The 17729-nt window shown below is 57.1% G+C and carries 16 protein-coding genes and 4 pseudogenes; 11 read left to right on the top strand and 9 right to left on the bottom strand.

Annotated elements, in window-relative coordinates; all coding sequences use genetic code 11:
* Positions 1 to 23: 23 nt before the first annotated feature.
* Together AC1DWM_RS13230 and AC1DWM_RS13235 are read right to left on the bottom strand one after the other, a co-directional pair.
* A complete protein-coding gene (locus tag AC1DWM_RS13230) occupies positions 24 to 443 on the bottom strand; it encodes an acyl-CoA thioesterase (RefSeq protein WP_477795359.1) in 420 nt (139 codons plus the stop codon).
* Between the two features lie 30 nt (positions 444 to 473).
* Positions 474 to 1700 carry a 3-hydroxyacyl-CoA dehydrogenase gene (locus tag AC1DWM_RS13235; RefSeq protein WP_477795360.1) on the bottom strand — a complete coding sequence of 409 codons (1227 nt, stop codon included), beginning with the start codon at positions 1698 to 1700 and terminating at the stop codon, positions 474 to 476.
* A gap of 397 nt (positions 1701 to 2097) precedes the next feature.
* Here AC1DWM_RS13235 and AC1DWM_RS13240 point away from each other — a divergent pair.
* Positions 2098 to 2889, top strand: a pseudogene (locus AC1DWM_RS13240) (Fic family protein); the annotation flags it as partial.
* A gap of 32 nt (positions 2890 to 2921) precedes the next feature.
* On the opposite strand, the gene AC1DWM_RS13245 reads toward AC1DWM_RS13240, so the two are convergent.
* Complete coding sequence (locus AC1DWM_RS13245; protein WP_477795361.1) at positions 2922 to 4850, bottom strand: RecQ family ATP-dependent DNA helicase; 1929 nt, start codon at positions 4848 to 4850, stop codon at positions 2922 to 2924.
* Between the two features lie 429 nt (positions 4851 to 5279).
* A pseudogene (locus AC1DWM_RS13250) lies at positions 5280 to 5435 on the bottom strand (polysaccharide deacetylase); the annotation flags it as partial.
* A gap of 245 nt (positions 5436 to 5680) precedes the next feature.
* Between AC1DWM_RS13250 and AC1DWM_RS13255 the strand changes: the two are divergent.
* From AC1DWM_RS13255 to AC1DWM_RS13290, 8 genes and pseudogenes are all read left to right on the top strand, one after another.
* The gene (locus AC1DWM_RS13255) at positions 5681 to 5953 is read left to right on the top strand and encodes a hypothetical protein (RefSeq protein ID WP_223514667.1); all 273 of its coding nucleotides are present in this window, start codon (positions 5681 to 5683) and stop codon (positions 5951 to 5953) included.
* 75 nt (positions 5954 to 6028) lie between these two features.
* Positions 6029 to 7156 carry a hypothetical protein gene (locus AC1DWM_RS13260; protein WP_477795362.1) on the top strand — a complete coding sequence of 376 codons (1128 nt, stop codon included), beginning with the start codon at positions 6029 to 6031 and terminating at the stop codon, positions 7154 to 7156.
* A gap of 384 nt (positions 7157 to 7540) precedes the next feature.
* The gene (locus AC1DWM_RS13265; protein ID WP_223514661.1) at positions 7541 to 7840 is read left to right on the top strand and encodes a hypothetical protein; all 300 of its coding nucleotides are present in this window, start codon (positions 7541 to 7543) and stop codon (positions 7838 to 7840) included.
* Between the two features lie 64 nt (positions 7841 to 7904).
* Positions 7905 to 8021: pseudogene (locus AC1DWM_RS13270) on the top strand (transcriptional regulator); the annotation flags it as partial.
* A 104-nt stretch (positions 8022 to 8125) separates the two neighbouring features.
* Entirely contained in the window at positions 8126 to 8479 is a 354-nt protein-coding gene (locus AC1DWM_RS13275; RefSeq protein WP_223514658.1) for a DUF1493 family protein, read from the top strand.
* An 82-nt stretch (positions 8480 to 8561) separates the two neighbouring features.
* Positions 8562 to 9038 (top strand): helix-turn-helix domain-containing protein, encoded by a 477-nt coding sequence (locus tag AC1DWM_RS13280; RefSeq protein ID WP_477795363.1) that lies wholly within the window; start codon positions 8562 to 8564, stop codon positions 9036 to 9038.
* A gap of 65 nt (positions 9039 to 9103) precedes the next feature.
* A pseudogene (locus tag AC1DWM_RS13285) lies at positions 9104 to 9265 on the top strand (DUF1493 family protein); the annotation flags it as partial.
* Between the two features lie 43 nt (positions 9266 to 9308).
* On the top strand, positions 9309 to 10163 hold the full coding sequence (locus AC1DWM_RS13290; protein ID WP_477795400.1) for an EamA family transporter: 855 nt from the start codon (positions 9309 to 9311) through the stop codon (positions 10161 to 10163).
* A gap of 61 nt (positions 10164 to 10224) precedes the next feature.
* On the opposite strand, the gene AC1DWM_RS13295 is transcribed toward AC1DWM_RS13290, so the two are convergent.
* From AC1DWM_RS13295 to AC1DWM_RS13305, 3 genes are all read right to left on the bottom strand, one after another.
* Positions 10225 to 11766: a phosphoenolpyruvate carboxykinase gene (locus AC1DWM_RS13295; RefSeq protein WP_223514640.1), complete on the bottom strand. Its 1542-nt coding sequence runs from the start codon at positions 11764 to 11766 to the stop codon at positions 10225 to 10227.
* A gap of 180 nt (positions 11767 to 11946) precedes the next feature.
* Positions 11947 to 12849, bottom strand: a complete 903-nt coding sequence (hslO, locus tag AC1DWM_RS13300) for an Hsp33 family molecular chaperone HslO (RefSeq protein WP_223514637.1) — start codon at positions 12847 to 12849, stop codon at positions 11947 to 11949.
* A gap of 445 nt (positions 12850 to 13294) precedes the next feature.
* Entirely contained in the window at positions 13295 to 13702 is a 408-nt protein-coding gene (locus AC1DWM_RS13305; protein WP_027922234.1) for an RNA-binding S4 domain-containing protein, read from the bottom strand.
* Between the two features lie 216 nt (positions 13703 to 13918).
* Between AC1DWM_RS13305 and rimB the strand changes: the two genes are divergently transcribed.
* Complete coding sequence (gene rimB, locus AC1DWM_RS13310) at positions 13919 to 14398, top strand: retropepsin-like aspartic endopeptidase RimB (protein ID WP_477790301.1); 480 nt, start codon at positions 13919 to 13921, stop codon at positions 14396 to 14398.
* Positions 14395 to 15300 (top strand): 30S ribosomal protein S6--L-glutamate ligase, encoded by a 906-nt coding sequence (gene rimK / locus AC1DWM_RS13315; RefSeq protein WP_007949201.1) that lies wholly within the window; start codon positions 14395 to 14397, stop codon positions 15298 to 15300. The genes rimB and rimK overlap by 4 nt, the downstream gene beginning before the upstream one ends.
* Before the next feature lie 128 nt (positions 15301 to 15428).
* Here rimK and AC1DWM_RS13320 read toward each other — a convergent pair whose 3' ends face one another.
* Positions 15429 to 16742, bottom strand: a complete 1314-nt coding sequence (locus AC1DWM_RS13320) for an ATP-binding protein (protein ID WP_223514634.1) — start codon at positions 16740 to 16742, stop codon at positions 15429 to 15431.
* A 103-nt stretch (positions 16743 to 16845) separates the two neighbouring features.
* The gene (gene ompR / locus AC1DWM_RS13325) at positions 16846 to 17586 is read right to left on the bottom strand and encodes an osmolarity response regulator transcription factor OmpR (protein WP_007949203.1); all 741 of its coding nucleotides are present in this window, start codon (positions 17584 to 17586) and stop codon (positions 16846 to 16848) included.
* Positions 17587 to 17729: the final 143 nt, after the last annotated feature.

Consider the following 17729-nt stretch of genomic DNA (forward strand, 5'->3'; position numbering starts at 1 on the left):
GGCTGCGATTTTTTTTGCCTGGTCTAAACCACCAGGCGTTTCAGCGCTCCACGCAATTCGGCCGGAATCGATACAGGCTGATTCGATACACGATCTACAAAGACATGCACGAAGCGCCCGGCCGCACAGGCTTCCTCTTCCCCTTGCTTGAACACGGCCAATTCGTATTGCACCGAACTGTTGCCCAGCTTGCCAACCCGCAGGCCGATCTCGATCCGGTCCGGAAAGGCGATGGAAGCGAAGTAATCGCAAGCCGAACTCACGACAAAACCCACCACCTCGCCGTCATGGATATCCAGGCCACCGACTTCGATCAGGTAAGTGTTCACCGCCGTATCGAAGAAGCTGTAGTAGGTGACGTTGTTGACGTGACCGTAGGCGTCGTTGTCGTGCCAGCGGGTGGTGATGGGCTGGAAGTGTGGGTAGTCGGTGCGTTGGTTCATGCGCAGCTCTCGTCTTGAAGTGGCTGAAGTCTACCGATCCGCAAACCCTTTACCCACCTCTGCCAATTCGCCGATCAAGCGTGCCGGACGCCAGTGGTCACCCTGCCGGGTTTCCAGCGCCATCAAGCGTTGATGAATATCCGCCAATCCTTGCTGATCCGCCCACGCCATTGGCCCGCCCTTCGCCGCCGGGAAACCATAACCGTTGAGGTACACCAGATCGATGTCGTGCGCCGACGCAGCAATGCCTTCTTGAAGGATCTTCGCCCCCTCGTTAACCAGTGCCAGCAGGCAACGCTCGAGAATCTCCTCAGCGCTGATCTCGCGACGCTGGAAGCCCAACCCTTCGCTGACCTGCAACACCAGCGCATCAACCTCTACATCGTGCTCAGCCTGACGGCTGCCGGGCTCATAGTGGTAATAACCGTTGCCACTCTTCTGACCGAAACGCCCGAGTTCGCACAGCCGATTATCCACCTGAACCTGCGGCGCATCCTGTCCTGTGCCCGCCAGTTCCCGAGCCCGCCAGCCCAGGTCAACGCCAACCACGTCGTACATGCGGAACGGCCCCATGGCAAAACCGAAGCCTTGCAGCACCGCATCCACCTGATAGGGATAAGCCCCCTCCAGCAGCATCTTGCGCGCTTCGAGCACGTAGGTATTAAGCATGCGGTTGCCGATGAAACCGTCACAGTTGCCGGCAACCACACTGACCTTGCCCATGCGCTTGCCCAGTGCCAATGCCGCATCAAGCACGGCTGGCGCAGTTTCGGCGCCACGGACGACTTCCAGCAGTTTCATGATGTGTGCGGGGCTGAAGAAGTGCAGACCCAGCACTTGCTGTGGACGGCGAGTTGCTGCAGCGATGGCGTCGATGTCCAGCGCCGACGTGTTGCTGGCCAGAATCGCTTCGGGTTTCAGCAGGCCGTCCAGTTCGCGGAATATTTTCTGTTTCAGTTCGAGGTTTTCGTAGACCGCTTCGATGACCAGATCGACGTCGCGGATCGAAAAGTAGTCTGGCGCAGCAGTCACTCGCACATTGCGGGCGTCAGCCTCGGCCTGATCAATGCGCCCTTGGCGCACATTGTGAGCGTTGGTTTCGGCAACCGTGGCCAACGCCTGTTCAAGCATCTGCGGATTGTTATCCACCCACTGCACCGGCACCCCGGCGTTCGCCAGACACATGACAATGCCACGGCCCATGGTGCCTGCACCGATGACGGCGGCGCGCTGAATGTTGAATGGCGTCTGGCTCATGATTTGCACTCTTGTTGGCGATCCAAAGACAGCCCTCACCATAGTCAGCCATGGCGCGTTTTTGAAATTTATTCCTGTGATGAGCAACATTCAGCGGATGGATGAGTTATTCGTGGCGGCAGCCAATTCCCACAACGGTTAACAGCTAGTTGAGGTTCAGGCTCTGTAAGGACCCTATCAGGTGTGAAATGAACGCTGGCCAATAGCTTGAACCAAGTTAAAATTTTCTTTCGGTATTTTCCGATTTTAAAAAAAATCTTGCCGTGGTAAAAAAAATCTAACCGGGATGGGGGAACTGCGATGGGAAACAGAGTGGGCTACGCCCATTTGATTGATGCGCTGGATCTGAAAGCGATCGAAGTGAAGCGGCCAGCGATCATCCAGCCGGTTACCCGCCGCGTTACAAAATAGCGCGATCTCTAACCCCTTTGATCGTGCAGCCGCATTCCGTCACGAACAGAATCACCTGAGCAATTCATTTCGCGGCGCAGCTGGTGTGACCTACGTGCCACCCAACCCAGAGCTTTGTCGTGAGTTGATGGAAGAGTTGATGACGTTCGCCAACAGAGCGCCAGAGCAACTCGATCCCCTTGTGGCCGCAGGCATCGCCTCTTTTGGCTTCGTCTTTCTGCACCCTTTTATGGATGGCAATGGCCGTCTTTCACGCTTCCTCATCCACTTGGCTCTGTGCCGAAGCGGCGCTCTCGAAAGCGGTCTCTTGCTACCTGTTTCGGTCGCCATGAAGCGCGAAGAACAGCATTATCTGGAAGCGCTGCAATCTTTCTCAAAACCCGTCCGTGAATTCTGGAATGTTCGCTGGATTGATGCGGAAACAATGAGCTTCAACTTCAATGGTGACTCAAGCATCTACCGCTACTGGGATGCCACCGATTGCGTAGCGTTTACGATGGAAATGGCCAAACAAGCCCTAGAGGTAGAGCTGAGAGAGGCAACCGACTTTCTTCAGCGGTTCGATACGCTCGTGAAGGTTGTGAACGAAAACTACGACGTTCGAGGCAATCTTTTGTCCAGGTTAGTCATGCAGTGCCTGGATCAAAACGGCATCGTGTCCAAAGGCCGGCGCAAGCAATACCAAGGATCGATTCAGGAGGAGGTCTTCGACTTTCTCGAGCAACAAGCACAGTCGCTATTGGCCGACGCTTACGGTGAACCTCATGAAGATGTTTGAACGACCGCTGTGGAAGCGGTCGTACTTCAACTTCACAGATGTGTCTCGGCCCAACCGCGTACTTCGGCGTACGGATAATTTTCCAACGCCGCAAACCCAGAAATAGTCCGCGCCTTCAGCTTGGTAAACAGCGGCACACTGATCCCACAGAGGAACCGAGTCACGCGCTCAGCTGACGGAGCGTTGCCAGTATGTTGCTCATGCCTGTGGATAAAATCATCGCACAACGCTTCAAAATTTTTATCCACAAGCGCTGGCAATTCCGGTGGTGCCGGCAGTCGCGCAACCTGACCGTGACACACCGAGCAATGCCCGCATTGCCGAGGCGCGTTTTCGTCACCGAAGTATTCGGCCAGGCGATAACCCAGGCAATGGTCGGTGGCGAACAAGTCCAGCATCGCGTGAATACGAGCGATCTCGGTACGTTCGTGCTGGGTGAAATAAGCATGTAACTCGGCACTCAACGCCTGACTGTCAAAGTTCGTTTGCAGCAAGCTGTAGACCTCGGTCATCTGCTTGCTTTCAAGCTCGACCCAACCCTTTTCCTGGAAGTAATCCAGTGCCTTGACCACCCGATTGCGCTCGGCCTGATGCTGCTCATACAGCGCATCGAAATTCACCGTGGCCCAGGTTCGCGCACGGCTGGAGGTCTGGATGATTGCGGCGACGAAGTCCTTGCGCTCGCCCTCGAAGCGCGCGAGCAAGGCTTCCGGCTCCTGCAAGTACTTGAAACGGTATTCGGCGTAATAGGCGTAACGCGGGGCGATCAAGCCGCGCAGCTCCAGCTGAACCAGTAAGGTCTTGAGCGGCAGTTGGCGAATGTTGCTCTGATCCGCCAGCGGTCCCAATAAAAACTCCCACTGCCCTTCAGGCGCGGCGGCGAGCATTTCATCGAGCACACCGCGGATGCCGTCCAGCTCGGGCGTGTCGCCGTAGACGAAGTTTTCCAGCACATTGAGGCTATCGCGGTTGGCCAATACCAGACAGTCGGAGGGTTGCCCGTCACGCCCGGCACGGCCGATTTCCTGGCTGTAGTTTTCGATGGATTTTGGCAGGTCGAAATGCACCACGTTGCGGATGTCACTCTTGTCGATGCCCATACCAAACGCGATGGTGGCGACGATGCAATTGGACTGCCCGCCCATGAACCGTTTCTGGATGGCTTCGCGCTGATCGTTGGGCAAACCGGCATGGTAAGCCTCGGCTTGAATACCGTTGCGCCCCAAGTGTTCGGCGATATGCTCAGCGGTTTTTTGCAGCGTGACGTAGACAATGCTCGGCTGATGGGGGCGCTCGCTCATCCACTCGACCAGACGTCGGCGTTTGTCCTGACCGCGTACAGGCTCAACTAACAAGTTTAGGTTGGGCCGGTAGAAACCGGTGGTCACTACATCTTCCGGGGCGATTGCGAACTTGGCCTCCATGTCCGCGATCACCTTGGGCGTCGCGGTAGCGGTCAGCAGCAGCGCTTGTGGAATATTGAACTGGCGCTGGTAGTCGGGCAGCTTGAGGTAATCGGGGCGGAAGTTGTGGCCCCACTCGGAAATACAGTGCGCCTCATCTACCACCAGCAGCGAGATGGGGACTTGCTGCAAGAAATTACGGAAGCGCTCGTTCTTCAGTCGCTCCACCGAAATCATCAAAATCTTCAACTCGCCGGACTTCGCCCGGGCCATCACATCAGTGGCGTCGTCACGGCTCTGCGCCGAATCGATACTGCCCGCCGCAATGCCGTGGCGTTGCAGAAAAGCCAATTGATCCTGCATCAGCGCGAGCAACGGCGAGACCACCAGCGTCAGGTGCGGCAGCAACAAGGCGGGAAGTTGATAGCAAAGGGACTTGCCGGAACCGGTGGGGAAAATCGCCGCCGCCGAGCGCCCGGCCAGCACCGCGCTGACCGCCGCCTCCTGACCCGGTCGAAACTGTGGATAACCGAAAACCTGTTCCAGGGTGTTGTGCATAAGCTGTCACTCCGTTGACCGCTGCGAAGCCCAAAGCCTAGCCGGCAAACGCCGCGAGTCGAGAAAAGGTCGGGGACCAAAACGATACGGGATGATACCGCGTCACCCTATGGAGCTTTGCCACAGGATGAAACAAACGAAACACTTTGTTCCTCGCGGTGCCGCTCAATCTGACGGTAAGGTCTTTCTCGCAAAACAACCGTCCGCGCACTTCACATCACGGCAGGACGCCTGATGGGCGCGGCATTTGAACAAGGAACGACCATGTTTCACAAACCGATTGTTGCAATTGCGCTGATCCTGACATCCCTGCTGCTGAGCGCTTGCGACGGGCCTCCCGTAGAGCCACCGATACTCGCTACATGCGACACCCTGGAGTGTTCCGCCCAACAGGCCTGGCGAACATCCTGACAACTGCGGGTCCAGTGGCTACGGCACCCACACGGCCACTCGCAGTTGGTCGTTCAACCGCTGCTCCTGAAACACCCGGCTCTTGCTCGCCCATGCAGCATGGGCCGGGCTGATTTCGCCCGTGAAGGCTGTCGCTAGCTGACGCAAATCGGTGACGCTGCGCATACGGGGACAGGACGTTTTTGAAACGGCCTACAGATTCTGGCGCGCATCTTACAGAGACTTGAGACGCTGCGACTGACAAACCCGTAGGAAATTCGCCCCTCAAGGGTAATGCTGAAAAAAACCTCGGCGTCCACGTAGGCAAAAGGCGACACCGACAGTAAATACCCTACAAACCCTGTCCATTTGCGCGGTATTGCGACCCTTGGCCGCGCGCCCCTATAGTTTGCCGCGCCGCTGAAAACAGGACGGAACTCATGCAAGACCGCTATCGCCCACTCAAAACCAGTTACTGCGAAACGCCCGTGTTGGTCATCGACACCGCTGCCAGTACCGGCGCGGTCCTCGACGCCGCGCAGCAACGCTTGCGCGCGGCCAGTGACTTGCTCGAAACGCTCTATTGCTTGTGCTTCAAACAGGCTGATGTAAAAGACATCCCAAACATAGTGAATGCACTTTATTTATTAACGCAAGACGGCTGCGAACTTCTCGACATTGCAAAGCAAAGAATCCCCTCATCACAAATGTAGAAACAACTAAGCACTACCAATACTCCAACAACAAACACTAGTCTGCCAGCTCTTAAATCAAACAAGAGCGAAACAATGACTACCTTAACTATTTTCTTTTGCGGCACCGGCTCGACCAAGTTCGACAGCGAGAACCCGACTTACTGGGATGGCGAACTGGTTTCCACCCTGGCTTCCCATCATGGCGGCCGCGAGTTTGCCGAATGGATCGTGATCGATGGTCCAGGCACCAGCAACCTGCAAGCTGATGAGCTGTTTACCAAATCCAAGGACTACGGCCTGAGCGGAACATTGTTCGGCAAAGGCTGGGAAGAGAACGTCCAACACGCTCTCAATATCATCAAAGGCAAATGTGACTGGCAGCGGGAACAACTGACCGAAGCCGAATATAACCGCCTCAAGGCTGCCGGCATTCCCATTGAAGACGTGAAGGTGGAAGGTTCCTGGTTGTGGCGGAAATACAACTATGGTGACCGTAGCGTGACTCAACAAAAACTACAGGAGCAAATTATTAGAACGTTCCGTAAAGATGGCATTCTCCCGACCAAAGTTAATTTGGTGGGTTGGAGCCGTGGTGGTATCAGTTGCCACATGCTGGCCAATGCCATGTTTAAAGATGCGCCATTAAAAGATATTCCGATCAGTATCTTTGCGATTGATCCGGTACCGGGTATCGGTAACTTTCAGGAAGATAAAATTAAACTGAACTCCAATGTAAAAGAATACGTCGGCTTCTACGCCCGAGACGAGCGCTCCAAAGGCTTCAGCTGTGTCATCCCGCAAACGGCCACCGGTACCCGAACCCACATTTACCCCATGCCCGGTCGCCATGGCACGCTGGTCGGCAACGCCTCAGCCGATGGTGTCAGCGGCCCAAAAACACTGGCCGAACCGGGTCTGATCGTGCGCCACTTCGCCGAAGTGTGTCTGAAGCGCTGGGGCGTGGTGCTGAACAAAACCCTCAACCTAACCCCGGCCGACCTGCAAAACCACCACAACGCCATGGCCAACGCCGACGCGAAATACAAAGCGATGGAAAAGTGCTCGTACACCTACTTCACCGAACTGGACCAAGGCGAGCGGTATGTTTCGCTGGGGAGTAACGGGGTTAAATTCTCGGCGGTGAGAGGCACGATCTACGCGCCGGCGACCGGGTTGAACACTGACTTGGCGGATGTGGATTCGTATCAGCATATTCGTTGATAGGGTGGGCGCGGGATCGAGGAAGCGCGAGAAAATGCGTCGAGGAAAATTCCTATAGAAAGGGACTAGTCGAGGTTCGGCCCGTTCCTACAAGCGGGGACTCTTTGTCGCCTATCGCTGCCAGGTAGCTCGAACCTATAGTCGTGACCGTCGCTGCCAAATCAGCGGCTCGGGCTTGGTCACCTGAATTTGAGAGAAAACTTGCGCATGCCCTTGTATGCTGCCGACGTCTTTAATGCCGGCACACTTTATGGCGGCTGTGTTTGGGACGCTTCGGCGTGCCAGGGTTTGTCTCTCCCCAGGTTGACCAACCCGAACACAGTCGCCTCCATCGCTTGGTCACGATGGTAGCGGTCTTTCGGAAGCATTAAAGAGAGCAAACCAATGAAGACATGCAACCCCCTTACAGCCAATCGTTATCTCCCGCTGCAAACCAACCTCACCGATTCCCCGCCCCTGATCATCGACACAGAGGCCAACCCCCAGGACATCCTCGAAGCTGCCATGCAGCGCATCCGAGCCTCCAGCGATCTCCTGAAAACCCTGCACTGCATTTGCTTCAAACACGGCGACGTCGAAGACATCCCCCACATCACCCACGCGCTTTACCTGCTGACTCAGGACGGCTTCGACCTGATGCAAGTCGCCCAACAACGCATGATGGGCTGGAAAGCGCCTGCCTGACACTGCGTGAACAGATCGTTCTCACGCTCTACGTGAGAACGATCATCGAAAACTGGAGATAACATTGAGCCAATTTTTTGATGAGCTAATTGAAAGCGTGCAACAGATGAACGAAATCATACGAGGTGAGCGTCAGCCTTCCCACAAATTTCATGTTGATGCGTTCCACGTCAAAGAAATCTCCAATCGATCCCCCGTCTGCGACAGAACGATCAAAAGATCCATGCGTCACCCAAAACCAGACGCCTAATAAGATCCGCGCAAGCCCAACCGGACTCCAGAACCATGAAGCTCGCCCCCAACTTCCCCGACGACCACACCATGCGCCTGCTCATTCAGTTGCTGCACGAAGAGCTCGGCCTGCCCGAACGCAAAACCATCAACCTCAACACCTCAATCAATTTCGACCTGAGCTGCGACGGCGCTGATGCGCAGCATTTGATGGAAGCACTTGAAGAACAGTTCGGGATCGACTTAGTGGATTACGATGCCTATCGCTACTTCCAGCCCGAAAGGTTTGATGTACATCTCAAGCGAAGGGCAAAAGGTCGCGGAGACAAAATCCCGCTGACCATCGGCATGCTCTATCAAGCCATCCACGCCCAACGCTGGGATACACAGGAACTAGAAGGCCAATAGAGCACATGCCGCGTCTGAAACGACACACACAACTGCAATTATTCTGGCGCTATCACCTCACAAGTGAAGGAATATTAGCCTCATGGCTAGAAAAACAGCGCCCCTTCTGCCGCGTATTGCACATCTGCTGACCGACTTGGGCGAACGCCTAAAACTGGCTCGTTTACGTCGAAGGCTGACGGCTAAACAAGTGGCAGAGCGAGCCGGCATGTCTGTCATGACGTTGCGCTCTCTGGAGTCGGGTGGTGCGGGGGTGACGATAGGAGCCTATCTGTCGGTGATGCACGTATTGGGTCTGAAGCAAGACTTGAACAAGGTTGGCGAATCCGATGAAACGGGCCGTCGATTACAGGACGCTCAGTTAAGTCGAGCCCCAAGCCCACAGGCCAAAAAAAACGGACGCGAAAAAAGTACAACTGCCGCCAAGGTAAGCAAACCATCCGGCTCACAGAAAAGTAGCGTCATCCGCAAGCAGCATCTCAGCGAGATGCGATCTTCGCGACTTTCCGCTGAATACCCAATCACTGTCCGCTTTATTGATAAGAAACAAGAAACCTGAACCCAACACATAGCGAGTTAGTAGGTTGTGGTGCGTGCATGTGTCTAACACTTTGAAACCTCTCCATCGATTACGACACCTATCGCCACTTCCAACCCGAAGGCTACGATGTGTTCTTCAAACGTAAAGCCAAGGGACGTGGCGACAAACTGCCACTGACCGTCGCAATGCTCTATCAGGCCATTAAGGCCCAACGCTGGGACAAGCAGACGCTGGAAGGCCTCTAACGTCCGCAGCGCGCACCTATAAGGACATAGCATGGACGTGTTGATGGGTTTACTGGCTGCCGTGCTTTGGGGCGGAACGGATTTTCTAGTAGGTTTGAACGCCCGTGCGGTCGGCGTCAAACGCGCAGTGTATTTCGGTCAAGCGCTGGGCTTCAGCATCATGAGCTTACTGCTGATCGCCTTTCCTGCCTTCATTCTCAAATCGCTGTCGGCATCGCTCGATGTCTGGCTGTTCGGCATTGCCGCCGCCGTGCTCACCGTGTCCGGTGCCTTGGCGTTGTCCAAGGCATTCGCCCTCGGCAAAGCGTCTATCGTCGCGCCGCTCGTGACCTCCTACGGTGTAGTCACTACGTTGCTGTCCTGGGCGGCAGGTGAACAGATCAATTTGATCCAATTATTGTGCATTGCACTCTGCGTGATCGGAGTCCTCCTTTCCAGCATCCACGCCGATTCGAAGCTTCCACATACCACTCAGGCCAGCAGCTCGATTGCCTATGCGCTTCTGGCGGCTGTTTTTTATGGCACCAGTTTCTGGCTGCAAGGCCACTTCGTTCTTCCGGTGCTTGGGCCGGTGACGATGCTCTGGCTTGCCTATCTGGTGGGACTGGTCGTGCTGGTATTGATGGTGTTGAAGATCAAGGACGGCTTGAAAATTCCGCCGTTGAAAAACTGCATGACATTGACCGGTGCCAGCCTGATGAACCTCGGTGGGTTCTCCTCTTTCGCTTGGGGCGCAGTGGCGGGGTCGGTTTCGGTGGTGACGGTGATCAGCACGTTGTCCGGCGGAATTGCCGCCATTCTGGGGTATGTGTTCTTCAAGGAAAGACTGGCGAAGGTGCAGGTGCTGGGTGTCGTTTTGGTCTTGGTTGGCGCGTTCGTGCTGCATCTAAAAACCTGAAACCAGCGCCCACAAAAAAGCCGCCCCAAAGGGCGGCTTTTTCATTGCGTCAGACCAAATCTTACAACTTCGGTCCAGCAGCCTTGATCGCGTCGCTCACTTCAAATTTCTTGAAGTTCTCAACAAACAACCCAGCCAGTGCTTTAGCCGCTTCATCGTAAGCAGCCTTGTCAGCCCAGGTATTACGTGGGTTCAACAGGCCAGTCTCAACGCCCGGCACAGCCAATGGCACATCGAGGTTGATGGTGTCGAGGTGTTCGGTTTCAGCACCGATCAACGCGCCGCTCTGGATCGCTGCGATCACCGCACGGGTGGTCGGGATGTTGAAGCGCTTGCCAACGCCGTAGCCACCACCGGTCCAGCCGGTGTTAACCAGGTAAACCTTCGAACCGAAGCCGCGGATACGTTTGATCAGCAGTTCTGCGTATTCGCCAGCCGGACGCGGGAAGAACGGTGCGCCGAAGCAGGTGGAGAAGGTCGACTTGATGCCGCTGCCGGAACCCATTTCGGTCGAGCCCACCAGAGCGGTGTAGCCGGACAGGAAGTGGTAGGCCGCTTGTTCTTCGCTGAGGATCGACACTGGCGGCAGCACGCCGGTCAGGTCGCAGGTCAGGAAGATCACAGCGTTTGGCTCGCCACCGAGGTTCTTCTCGGAACGCTTGGCAACGTGCTCCAGCGGATAGGCTGCGCGACTGTTCTGGGTCAGGCTGACATCGGCGTAATCGGCGTGCTTGGCGTCATCGATAACGACGTTTTCCAGGACTGCGCCGTGCTTGATGGCTTTCCAGATGACTGGTTCGTTCTTCTCGGACAGGTCGATGCACTTGGCATAGCAACCGCCTTCGATGTTGAACACCACGCCCTCGCCCCAACCGTGCTCGTCGTCACCGATCAGGTAACGGCTTTCGTCGGCGGACAGGGTGGTTTTACCGGTGCCGGACAGGCCGAAGAACAGGGTCACGTCGCCCTCCTCACCGATGTTGGCAGCGCAGTGCATTGGCAGCACGTCGGCGGCCGGCAGCAGGAAGTTCTGCACCGAGAACATGGCTTTTTTCATTTCACCGGCGTAGCGCATGCCGGCGATCAGCACTTTCTTCTGCGCGAAGTTGATGATCACGCAACCATCGGAGTTGGTGCCGTCACGCTCTGGAACGCACTCGAAATTGGCGACGTTGAGCACCTGCCACTCATCACGACCAGCCGGGTTGTACTGGGCCGGGTTGATGAACAGGCAACGACCGAACAGATTCTGCCAGGCAGTCTGAGTGGTCATTTTCACGGCCAGGTAGTGATCGGCAGCCGCGCCTACATGAACGTGGGAAACGAAATGCTCTTGCGCGTTGTTGAACGCCTCGACGCGGTCCCACAGGGCATCGAACTTGTCGGCCGGGAACTTGCGGTTGATCGGGCCCCAGGCGATAGCGGCCTGAGTGGTCGGCTCTTCAACGATGAAACGGTCGACTGGCGAACGGCCGGTACGGTGACCGGTACGAACAACCAGCGCGCCGGTATCGGCAAGCTCGCCTTCACCGCGATTCAGGGCTTCTTTAACCAGATCATCAACACTCAGATCGGTGTACACGGCGTTATTGGCTTGCGTCATGAGGTTCCCCATCGGCCAGTGGCCGAGTGCTCCAAACGTTTTGTAGTAGAAAGTTGTGCACTACTACCGCGAGAAAAAGTGGGCCGGATTATGCCAGAAAAGCCCAAAAAAAGTAGGGCCCTCCCGTCGTTACGGCGTAATACCGGCACTAACCAGTGAATTTACCTGCGCTGAACCGTTTTAGTGACGGGTATCTGACGGCGTGTCGACGCCCGCACCGGCGAATAATTGGGCGATATCGGCGGCATCGAACAGGTAACGCTGATTGCAGAACTGGCAATCGATCTCGATGTTGCCACCGTGCTCGACCACCAGATTTTGCGCATCTTCAACACCCAAACTGACCAGAGCATTGGCCGAACGTTCACGCGAGCAGCTGCAACGGAAGCGCAGCTTTTGCACGTCGAACAGACGCACCTGCTCTTCGTGATAGAGGCGATGGAGCACGGTTTCGTTGTCCAGTCCCAGCAATTCATCAGCGGTCAGGGTGCTGCCCAGCGCGGTGATGTGCTGCCAGCTGGCGGCGCGTTCTTCTTCGTCTTTCAAGCGGTCGGCGGGCAGTTGCTGCAGCAGCAGGCCACGGGCGCGACGGCCATCGGCGTACAGCCAGAAGCGGGTGCCTACCTGTTGGGACATGACGAAGTAATTAGTGAAGCACTCGGACAGGGTTTCGCCGTCGAGGTCGACGATGCCCTGGTAACGCTGACCATGGGTCGGGTCGACCGTCAGCGCCAGTACGCCGTTGGGCATCAGGTCGGCGAGCGTCGCATCGGGGGCGATCCGGTCGGCCTCGTAACGGGCCAGGCCGCGGATATCGCGCTCGCTGGAGCACTCGATCATCAGCAACGGGATCGGGCCGTCGGAACGGGCCTGAAGGATCAGCAAGCCATCGAACTTCAGCGCGCCGACCAGCAGCGATGCCGCCGCCATCAGTTCGCCAAGCAATTGCGCGACCGGCTCCGGGTAGGCGTGTTTGGCCAGGACTTCGGCGTAGCTGAGCTCCAACGAGACCAGCTCGCCACGGGTGTCGCTGTCATCGAAGATGAAGCGTTGGGTGAAGTCGTTATCCGGTAGGTCGGTCATAGGTCTGGGTATCTGAAGTGGTGACAATGGGTTTCAACGGTCAGGATCGCGTGCCTGCAATCACCCTTGGATGCGCAACGCTAGGCCATGGCCGGCATTTTATGAACAATCCGGGCTTGTTCCAAGCAAGGTGCACAGTGCGCGATCCTTGGCCACTGACGCCGTTGGCCTTCTGGTTATGGCCCATGGCGCAGAGGCTGTGGTGATTTTCGACGAGTGGCTGTGTATCCGCTCGATGCGCCGCTGGCGAATCACCCGATATGGTTACTCAATGCAGCAATTGCAAGTCTTTGCGTAGACTTGGTGAAGAATGGCGAGTGCTGCGCACTCGATCGCGGGCAAGTCGAATCGTCGCACCGCATGCTCCCACAAAATATCGTATATCCCTTGTGGGAGCGGGCTTGCCCGCGATGACGGACTGAACATCGCCCGAGAAATTCCTGTCCTACTCGTCGTTGCTGCTACCACGGAACTTGAACAAATCCCGCCGCTGTTTCTTGCTCGGTTTGCCATCGGTGGTCATCCCCAGCGCACCCGCTTTGCGCTGGGCGGCGGCGTTTTCGCGTTTGGCGATGCTGGCTTCGGTTTCGGCATACAACGTCTGAGCCTCCGGCGCGCCACGGCGAACAATGGATAACGCTTGAACCACCACCGTACGCTCTTCGAAACCGGCGCGGATCACGAACTCATCACCTACTCTTGGCTCCTTGCCTGGCTTACAACGTTCGCCCCGGCAATGCACCTTGCCGCTTTCAATCGCCGCCTTGGCCAAGGCACGGGTTTTGTAAAAACGCGCGGCCCATAACCATTTATCGAGACGGACTTTGTCGTCCTCTTCGTTTTTTTGTGCCATGGAATTTCCTCACTCTGAAATATTGCTGAACTGTACTACCGTTTCAGTCGTACCAAGAATTGCACCGGCTCGGATTACAATGCACGCATTCCAGAACCTCCCCGAGGGGCTGGAAATCCGGGCCGTAGATATCTGTCGCCTTTTAACCATTATTCTGCGTGAATACCGCGAATTCGGCCGCTTGCGGGCCGAGCGGTTTCTACCGGTTGAGCAACTTTGAAGACATTTGACCATTTGACCGTTGTCGGTCTGCGCGAGTGGGTGGCGCTCCCGGATTTGGGAGTCGCGGGCCTGCGGGCAAAAATCGACACCGGTGCCAGCACCTCCAGCCTGCATGCCACCGACATCGAGCCGTTCGAGCGCGATGGCGAACAGTGGGTACGCTTCACCGCGCACTTGGGCACGGTGGTGCAATTGCGTCATCGACGCTGCGAAGCGCCGCTGGTGACGATGAAAACCATTAAAAGCTCCAACGGTCAGGCGCAGAAGCGATACGTGGTCAGCACCACCCTGGCCCTCGGTGATCGGGTCTGGCGGGTCGAGTTCACGCTCGCCTGCCGCAAATCCATGCGTTATCGCCTGCTACTCGGCTCCAAAGCCTTGATTCACGGCCAGTTGGTGGTCAATCCAGGCATTAAGTACGTACAAGACAAGCCGGTGTTCCCGGTATCTACCTCCTCCACAGGTGTTGCATGAAGATCGCTGTGCTGTCGCGGAACCCGCGTCTGTATTCCACTCGTCGTCTGGTTGAAGCCGGTACCGAGCGTGGCCATGAAATGGTGGTGATCGACACCCTGCGCGCCTACATGAACATTGCCAGCCACAAGCCGCAGATCCACTACCGCGGCAAGCCGCTGGAAGGTTTCGACGCGGTGATCCCCCGGATCGGTGCGTCGGTAACGTTTTATGGCTGCGCGGTGTTGCGTCAGTTCGAAATGATGGGCGTATTTCCGCTCAATGAATCGGTGGCCATTGCCCGTTCGCGGGACAAACTGCGTTCGTTGCAATTGCTGTCACGTCGCGGGATCGGTTTGCCGGTGACCGGGTTTGCTCACTCACCGGACGACATTCCCGACCTGATCGACATGGTCAACGGCGCCCCGCTGGTGATCAAGGTATTGGAAGGCACCCAAGGCATTGGCGTGGTGCTGTGTGAAACGGCGACGGCGGCAGAGTCGGTGATCGAAGCGTTCATGGGCCTGAAGCAGAACATCATGGTTCAGGAGTACATCAAGGAAGCCGGCGGTGCCGACATTCGATGCTTCGTAGTCGGCGACAAGGTGATCGCAGCGATGAAGCGCCAGGCCAAGCCTGGCGAGTTTCGCTCCAACCTGCATCGGGGCGGCAGCGCCAGCCTGATCAAGATCACACCGGAAGAACGCATGACCGCGTTGCGTGCGGCGAAGGTGATGGGCCTGGCAGTGGCGGGGGTGGACATCCTGCGCTCCAATCACGGGCCGCTGGTGATGGAAGTGAACTCGTCACCGGGTCTGGAAGGGATTGAAACCACCACCGGGAAGAATGTGGCGGGGATCATCATTGAGCATCTGGAGAAGAATGGCGGGCCGAATATGACGCGGACCAAAGGGAAGGGTTAAGTCAGACTTATGTGGCGGCAGGGAGGCCGCCTTCGCGAGCAGGCTCGCTCCCACAGTTGACCGCGTACTCATTGTGGGAGCGAGCCTGCTCGCGAAGGGGCCATCAGCCCCAGCCAAGATGTCAGCTGTTAAACCGCATCCCGAGGCAACATCAACCCCAACGGCAACCGCACCCGCGCTTCCAGCCCGCCTCCGGAACGATTGCGCAACTCAACATTCCCGCCATGCATCGAAGCAATCCGCTTCACGATCGCCAGCCCCAAACCAGTCCCCTTCCCGCCACGGGCGCGATCACCCCGAGTGAACGGGTTGAAGATTGCTTCAAGTTCAGCAGGATCAATCCCCGCCCCACGGTCCATGACACTCAGCACCACATACGGCGCGCTGGTATCACCAGAGACATAGGCCGCCACCTCAACGCCGCTGCCCGCGTGATGCAAGGCATTGCCGATCAGGTTGTTCAACAGGCGTTTCATCGACACCCGACGCAATGGAAACGGCTGGATCGGTTCCAGGCGCAGACGGACCTTTTCTGCATTCTGGTTGTACGGCGCAGCGACTTCGCGAACCAGGTCGCTCAAGTCCACCTCTTCCACCGATTCGTCACGGCCATCGCGAATGAACGCCAGGAACTGGTCGAGGATCGCGTCCATGTCTTCGATGTCGCGCACCATGTCGTCGGTGAGATCGGTGCGATCTCCCATCAACTCCAGGGACAGGCGCAAACGGGTCAAGGGGGTCCGCAAGTCGTGGGACACACCGGCCAGCATCAGCTCACGTTCGCGTCCGGCCTGTTCGACGTCTTCTGCCATCTGGTTGAAGGCGCGATACACCTCGGTCATTTCACTTGGGGTGTCGCTGATGGGCAATCGCACACTGCGCCCCTGGCCGAGTTGCCTTGCGGCATACACCAGACGCTTTAACGGTTGATTGAGTTGACTGACGAAGATCCATGCCGATGCGGTCGACAGCAAGCCAATGGCGAGGAACCAGCCGAGCACGTTCCAGATTTTCTGGCCACGCAGAGGATGCGGGTACAGCGGCACTTTCAACCAGCCATCGCCCAGGCTTGGCGCCCGGACCCACAGCGCTGGCGGTGAGTGCATGCGTAATCGCACTTCGGTGTCAGCACCCAGTTCGGCCTGCATCTGCCGCTGGTATATCTCGCTGTACGGCCAATGGTGCTCACCTTCCGGCACACCGGCCCCCACCACCCGGATCAGCGTGGCGGCATCGGCGATCTTAGTGCGGTTTTCTTCATCGGCGGCCCAATAGGCGCGCAGTGTCAGGGCGACGCCGTGGCTGTATTGACGATCCACCAGCACGTCTTCGTTCATCAACAGATAAACCAGGGTCAGTGCCTTGGAAAACAGGACGACGATCAGCACCAGCCAAAGGGTGCGGGAGAAGAAGCTCTGGGGGAACCAAACGGGGGTTTTCATGGATAGCCGCTACACACTTGCAGGAGCGAGCGATGCTCGCATATTGCGGATCGCGAGTCTGCGGGCAACATTGCCCGCAAGACCCGCTCCTACAAATCGCCGATCACTTGGTGGCGGCGCCATCCGGAACGAACACGTAGCCCACGCCCCAGACTGTCTGGATGTAACGCGGCTTGGACGGATCGGGTTCGATCATCCGGCGCAGACGGGATATTTGTACGTCGATGGAACGCTCCAGGGCATCCCACTCGCGGCCACGGGCCAGGTTCATCAGTTTGTCACGGGTCAGTGGCTGACGCGCGTTCATGACCAATGCCTTGAGGACCGCAAACTCACCGGTGGTAAGCATGTGCACTTCGTCACCGCGCTTGAGTTCGCGGGTCGCCAGCGACAGTACGTAATCACCGAAGGTCACGCTTTCGTCTTCGCTGCCCGGTGCACCCGGCACCGGCGTCGACTGACGACGCAGGACCGCTTTGACGCGGGCCATCAGCTCGTCCGGGTTGAACGGCTTGGCCAGGTAATCGTCGGCGCCCAGTTCCAGGCCCTTGATACGGCTCAGCTCGTCGCCTTTGGCGGTCAGCATGATGATGGGGATCTGATTGTTCGCCGTGCGCAGGCGGCGGCAGGCGGTCAAGCCGTCTTCGCCGGGCAGCATCAGGTCGAGGACGACCAGATTGAACACTTCGCGCGCCAGCAGGCGATCCATTTGCTCGGTGTTCGGAACGGCGCGGGCGCGGTAGCCCTTGCTGACGAAAAAGCGCTCCAGCAGGCTGCTGAGCCCCGGATCGTCGTCAACAATAAGAATTTTTTCGCCTTCAGCAGTGTTTGCAGTGCTGCTCATTAGATGCTCCTTTGATCTCGGCGCGCATTATGGCGTAGCTGCCGTTATACGCACCGTGTGCATTGTTAGCAGATTTTTCCTCCACCGCCAGTAAACCGGCCATTACCCTTCCCGCCCGCGATGCCCCAGAACACGCGAACGCT

It is taken from the genome of Pseudomonas sp. P4_C8, assembly GCF_056401975.1.

What these genes read in the sequence shown, in the direction of transcription:
- AC1DWM_RS13230 (WP_477795359.1), bottom strand. Translation starts at nt 443, where the DNA reads ATGAACCAACGCACCGACTACCCACACTTCCAGCCCATCACCACCCGC.
- AC1DWM_RS13235 (WP_477795360.1), bottom strand. Translation starts at nt 1,700, where the DNA reads ATGAGCCAGACGCCATTCAACATTCAGCGCGCCGCCGTCATCGGTGCA.
- AC1DWM_RS13245 (WP_477795361.1), bottom strand. Translation starts at nt 4,850, where the DNA reads ATGCACAACACCCTGGAACAGGTTTTCGGTTATCCACAGTTTCGACCG.
- AC1DWM_RS13255 (WP_223514667.1), top strand. Translation starts at nt 5,681, where the DNA reads ATGCAAGACCGCTATCGCCCACTCAAAACCAGTTACTGCGAAACGCCC.
- AC1DWM_RS13260 (WP_477795362.1), top strand. Translation starts at nt 6,029, where the DNA reads ATGACTACCTTAACTATTTTCTTTTGCGGCACCGGCTCGACCAAGTTC.
- AC1DWM_RS13265 (WP_223514661.1), top strand. Translation starts at nt 7,541, where the DNA reads ATGAAGACATGCAACCCCCTTACAGCCAATCGTTATCTCCCGCTGCAA.
- AC1DWM_RS13275 (WP_223514658.1), top strand. Translation starts at nt 8,126, where the DNA reads ATGAAGCTCGCCCCCAACTTCCCCGACGACCACACCATGCGCCTGCTC.
- AC1DWM_RS13280 (WP_477795363.1), top strand. Translation starts at nt 8,562, where the DNA reads ATGGCTAGAAAAACAGCGCCCCTTCTGCCGCGTATTGCACATCTGCTG.
- AC1DWM_RS13290 (WP_477795400.1), top strand. Translation starts at nt 9,309, where the DNA reads ATGGGTTTACTGGCTGCCGTGCTTTGGGGCGGAACGGATTTTCTAGTA.
- AC1DWM_RS13295 (WP_223514640.1), bottom strand. Translation starts at nt 11,766, where the DNA reads ATGACGCAAGCCAATAACGCCGTGTACACCGATCTGAGTGTTGATGAT.
- hslO (WP_223514637.1), bottom strand. Translation starts at nt 12,849, where the DNA reads ATGACCGACCTACCGGATAACGACTTCACCCAACGCTTCATCTTCGAT.
- AC1DWM_RS13305 (WP_027922234.1), bottom strand. Translation starts at nt 13,702, where the DNA reads ATGGCACAAAAAAACGAAGAGGACGACAAAGTCCGTCTCGATAAATGG.
- rimK (WP_007949201.1), top strand. Translation starts at nt 14,395, where the DNA reads ATGAAGATCGCTGTGCTGTCGCGGAACCCGCGTCTGTATTCCACTCGT.
- AC1DWM_RS13320 (WP_223514634.1), bottom strand. Translation starts at nt 16,742, where the DNA reads ATGAAAACCCCCGTTTGGTTCCCCCAGAGCTTCTTCTCCCGCACCCTT.
- ompR (WP_007949203.1), bottom strand. Translation starts at nt 17,586, where the DNA reads ATGAGCAGCACTGCAAACACTGCTGAAGGCGAAAAAATTCTTATTGTT.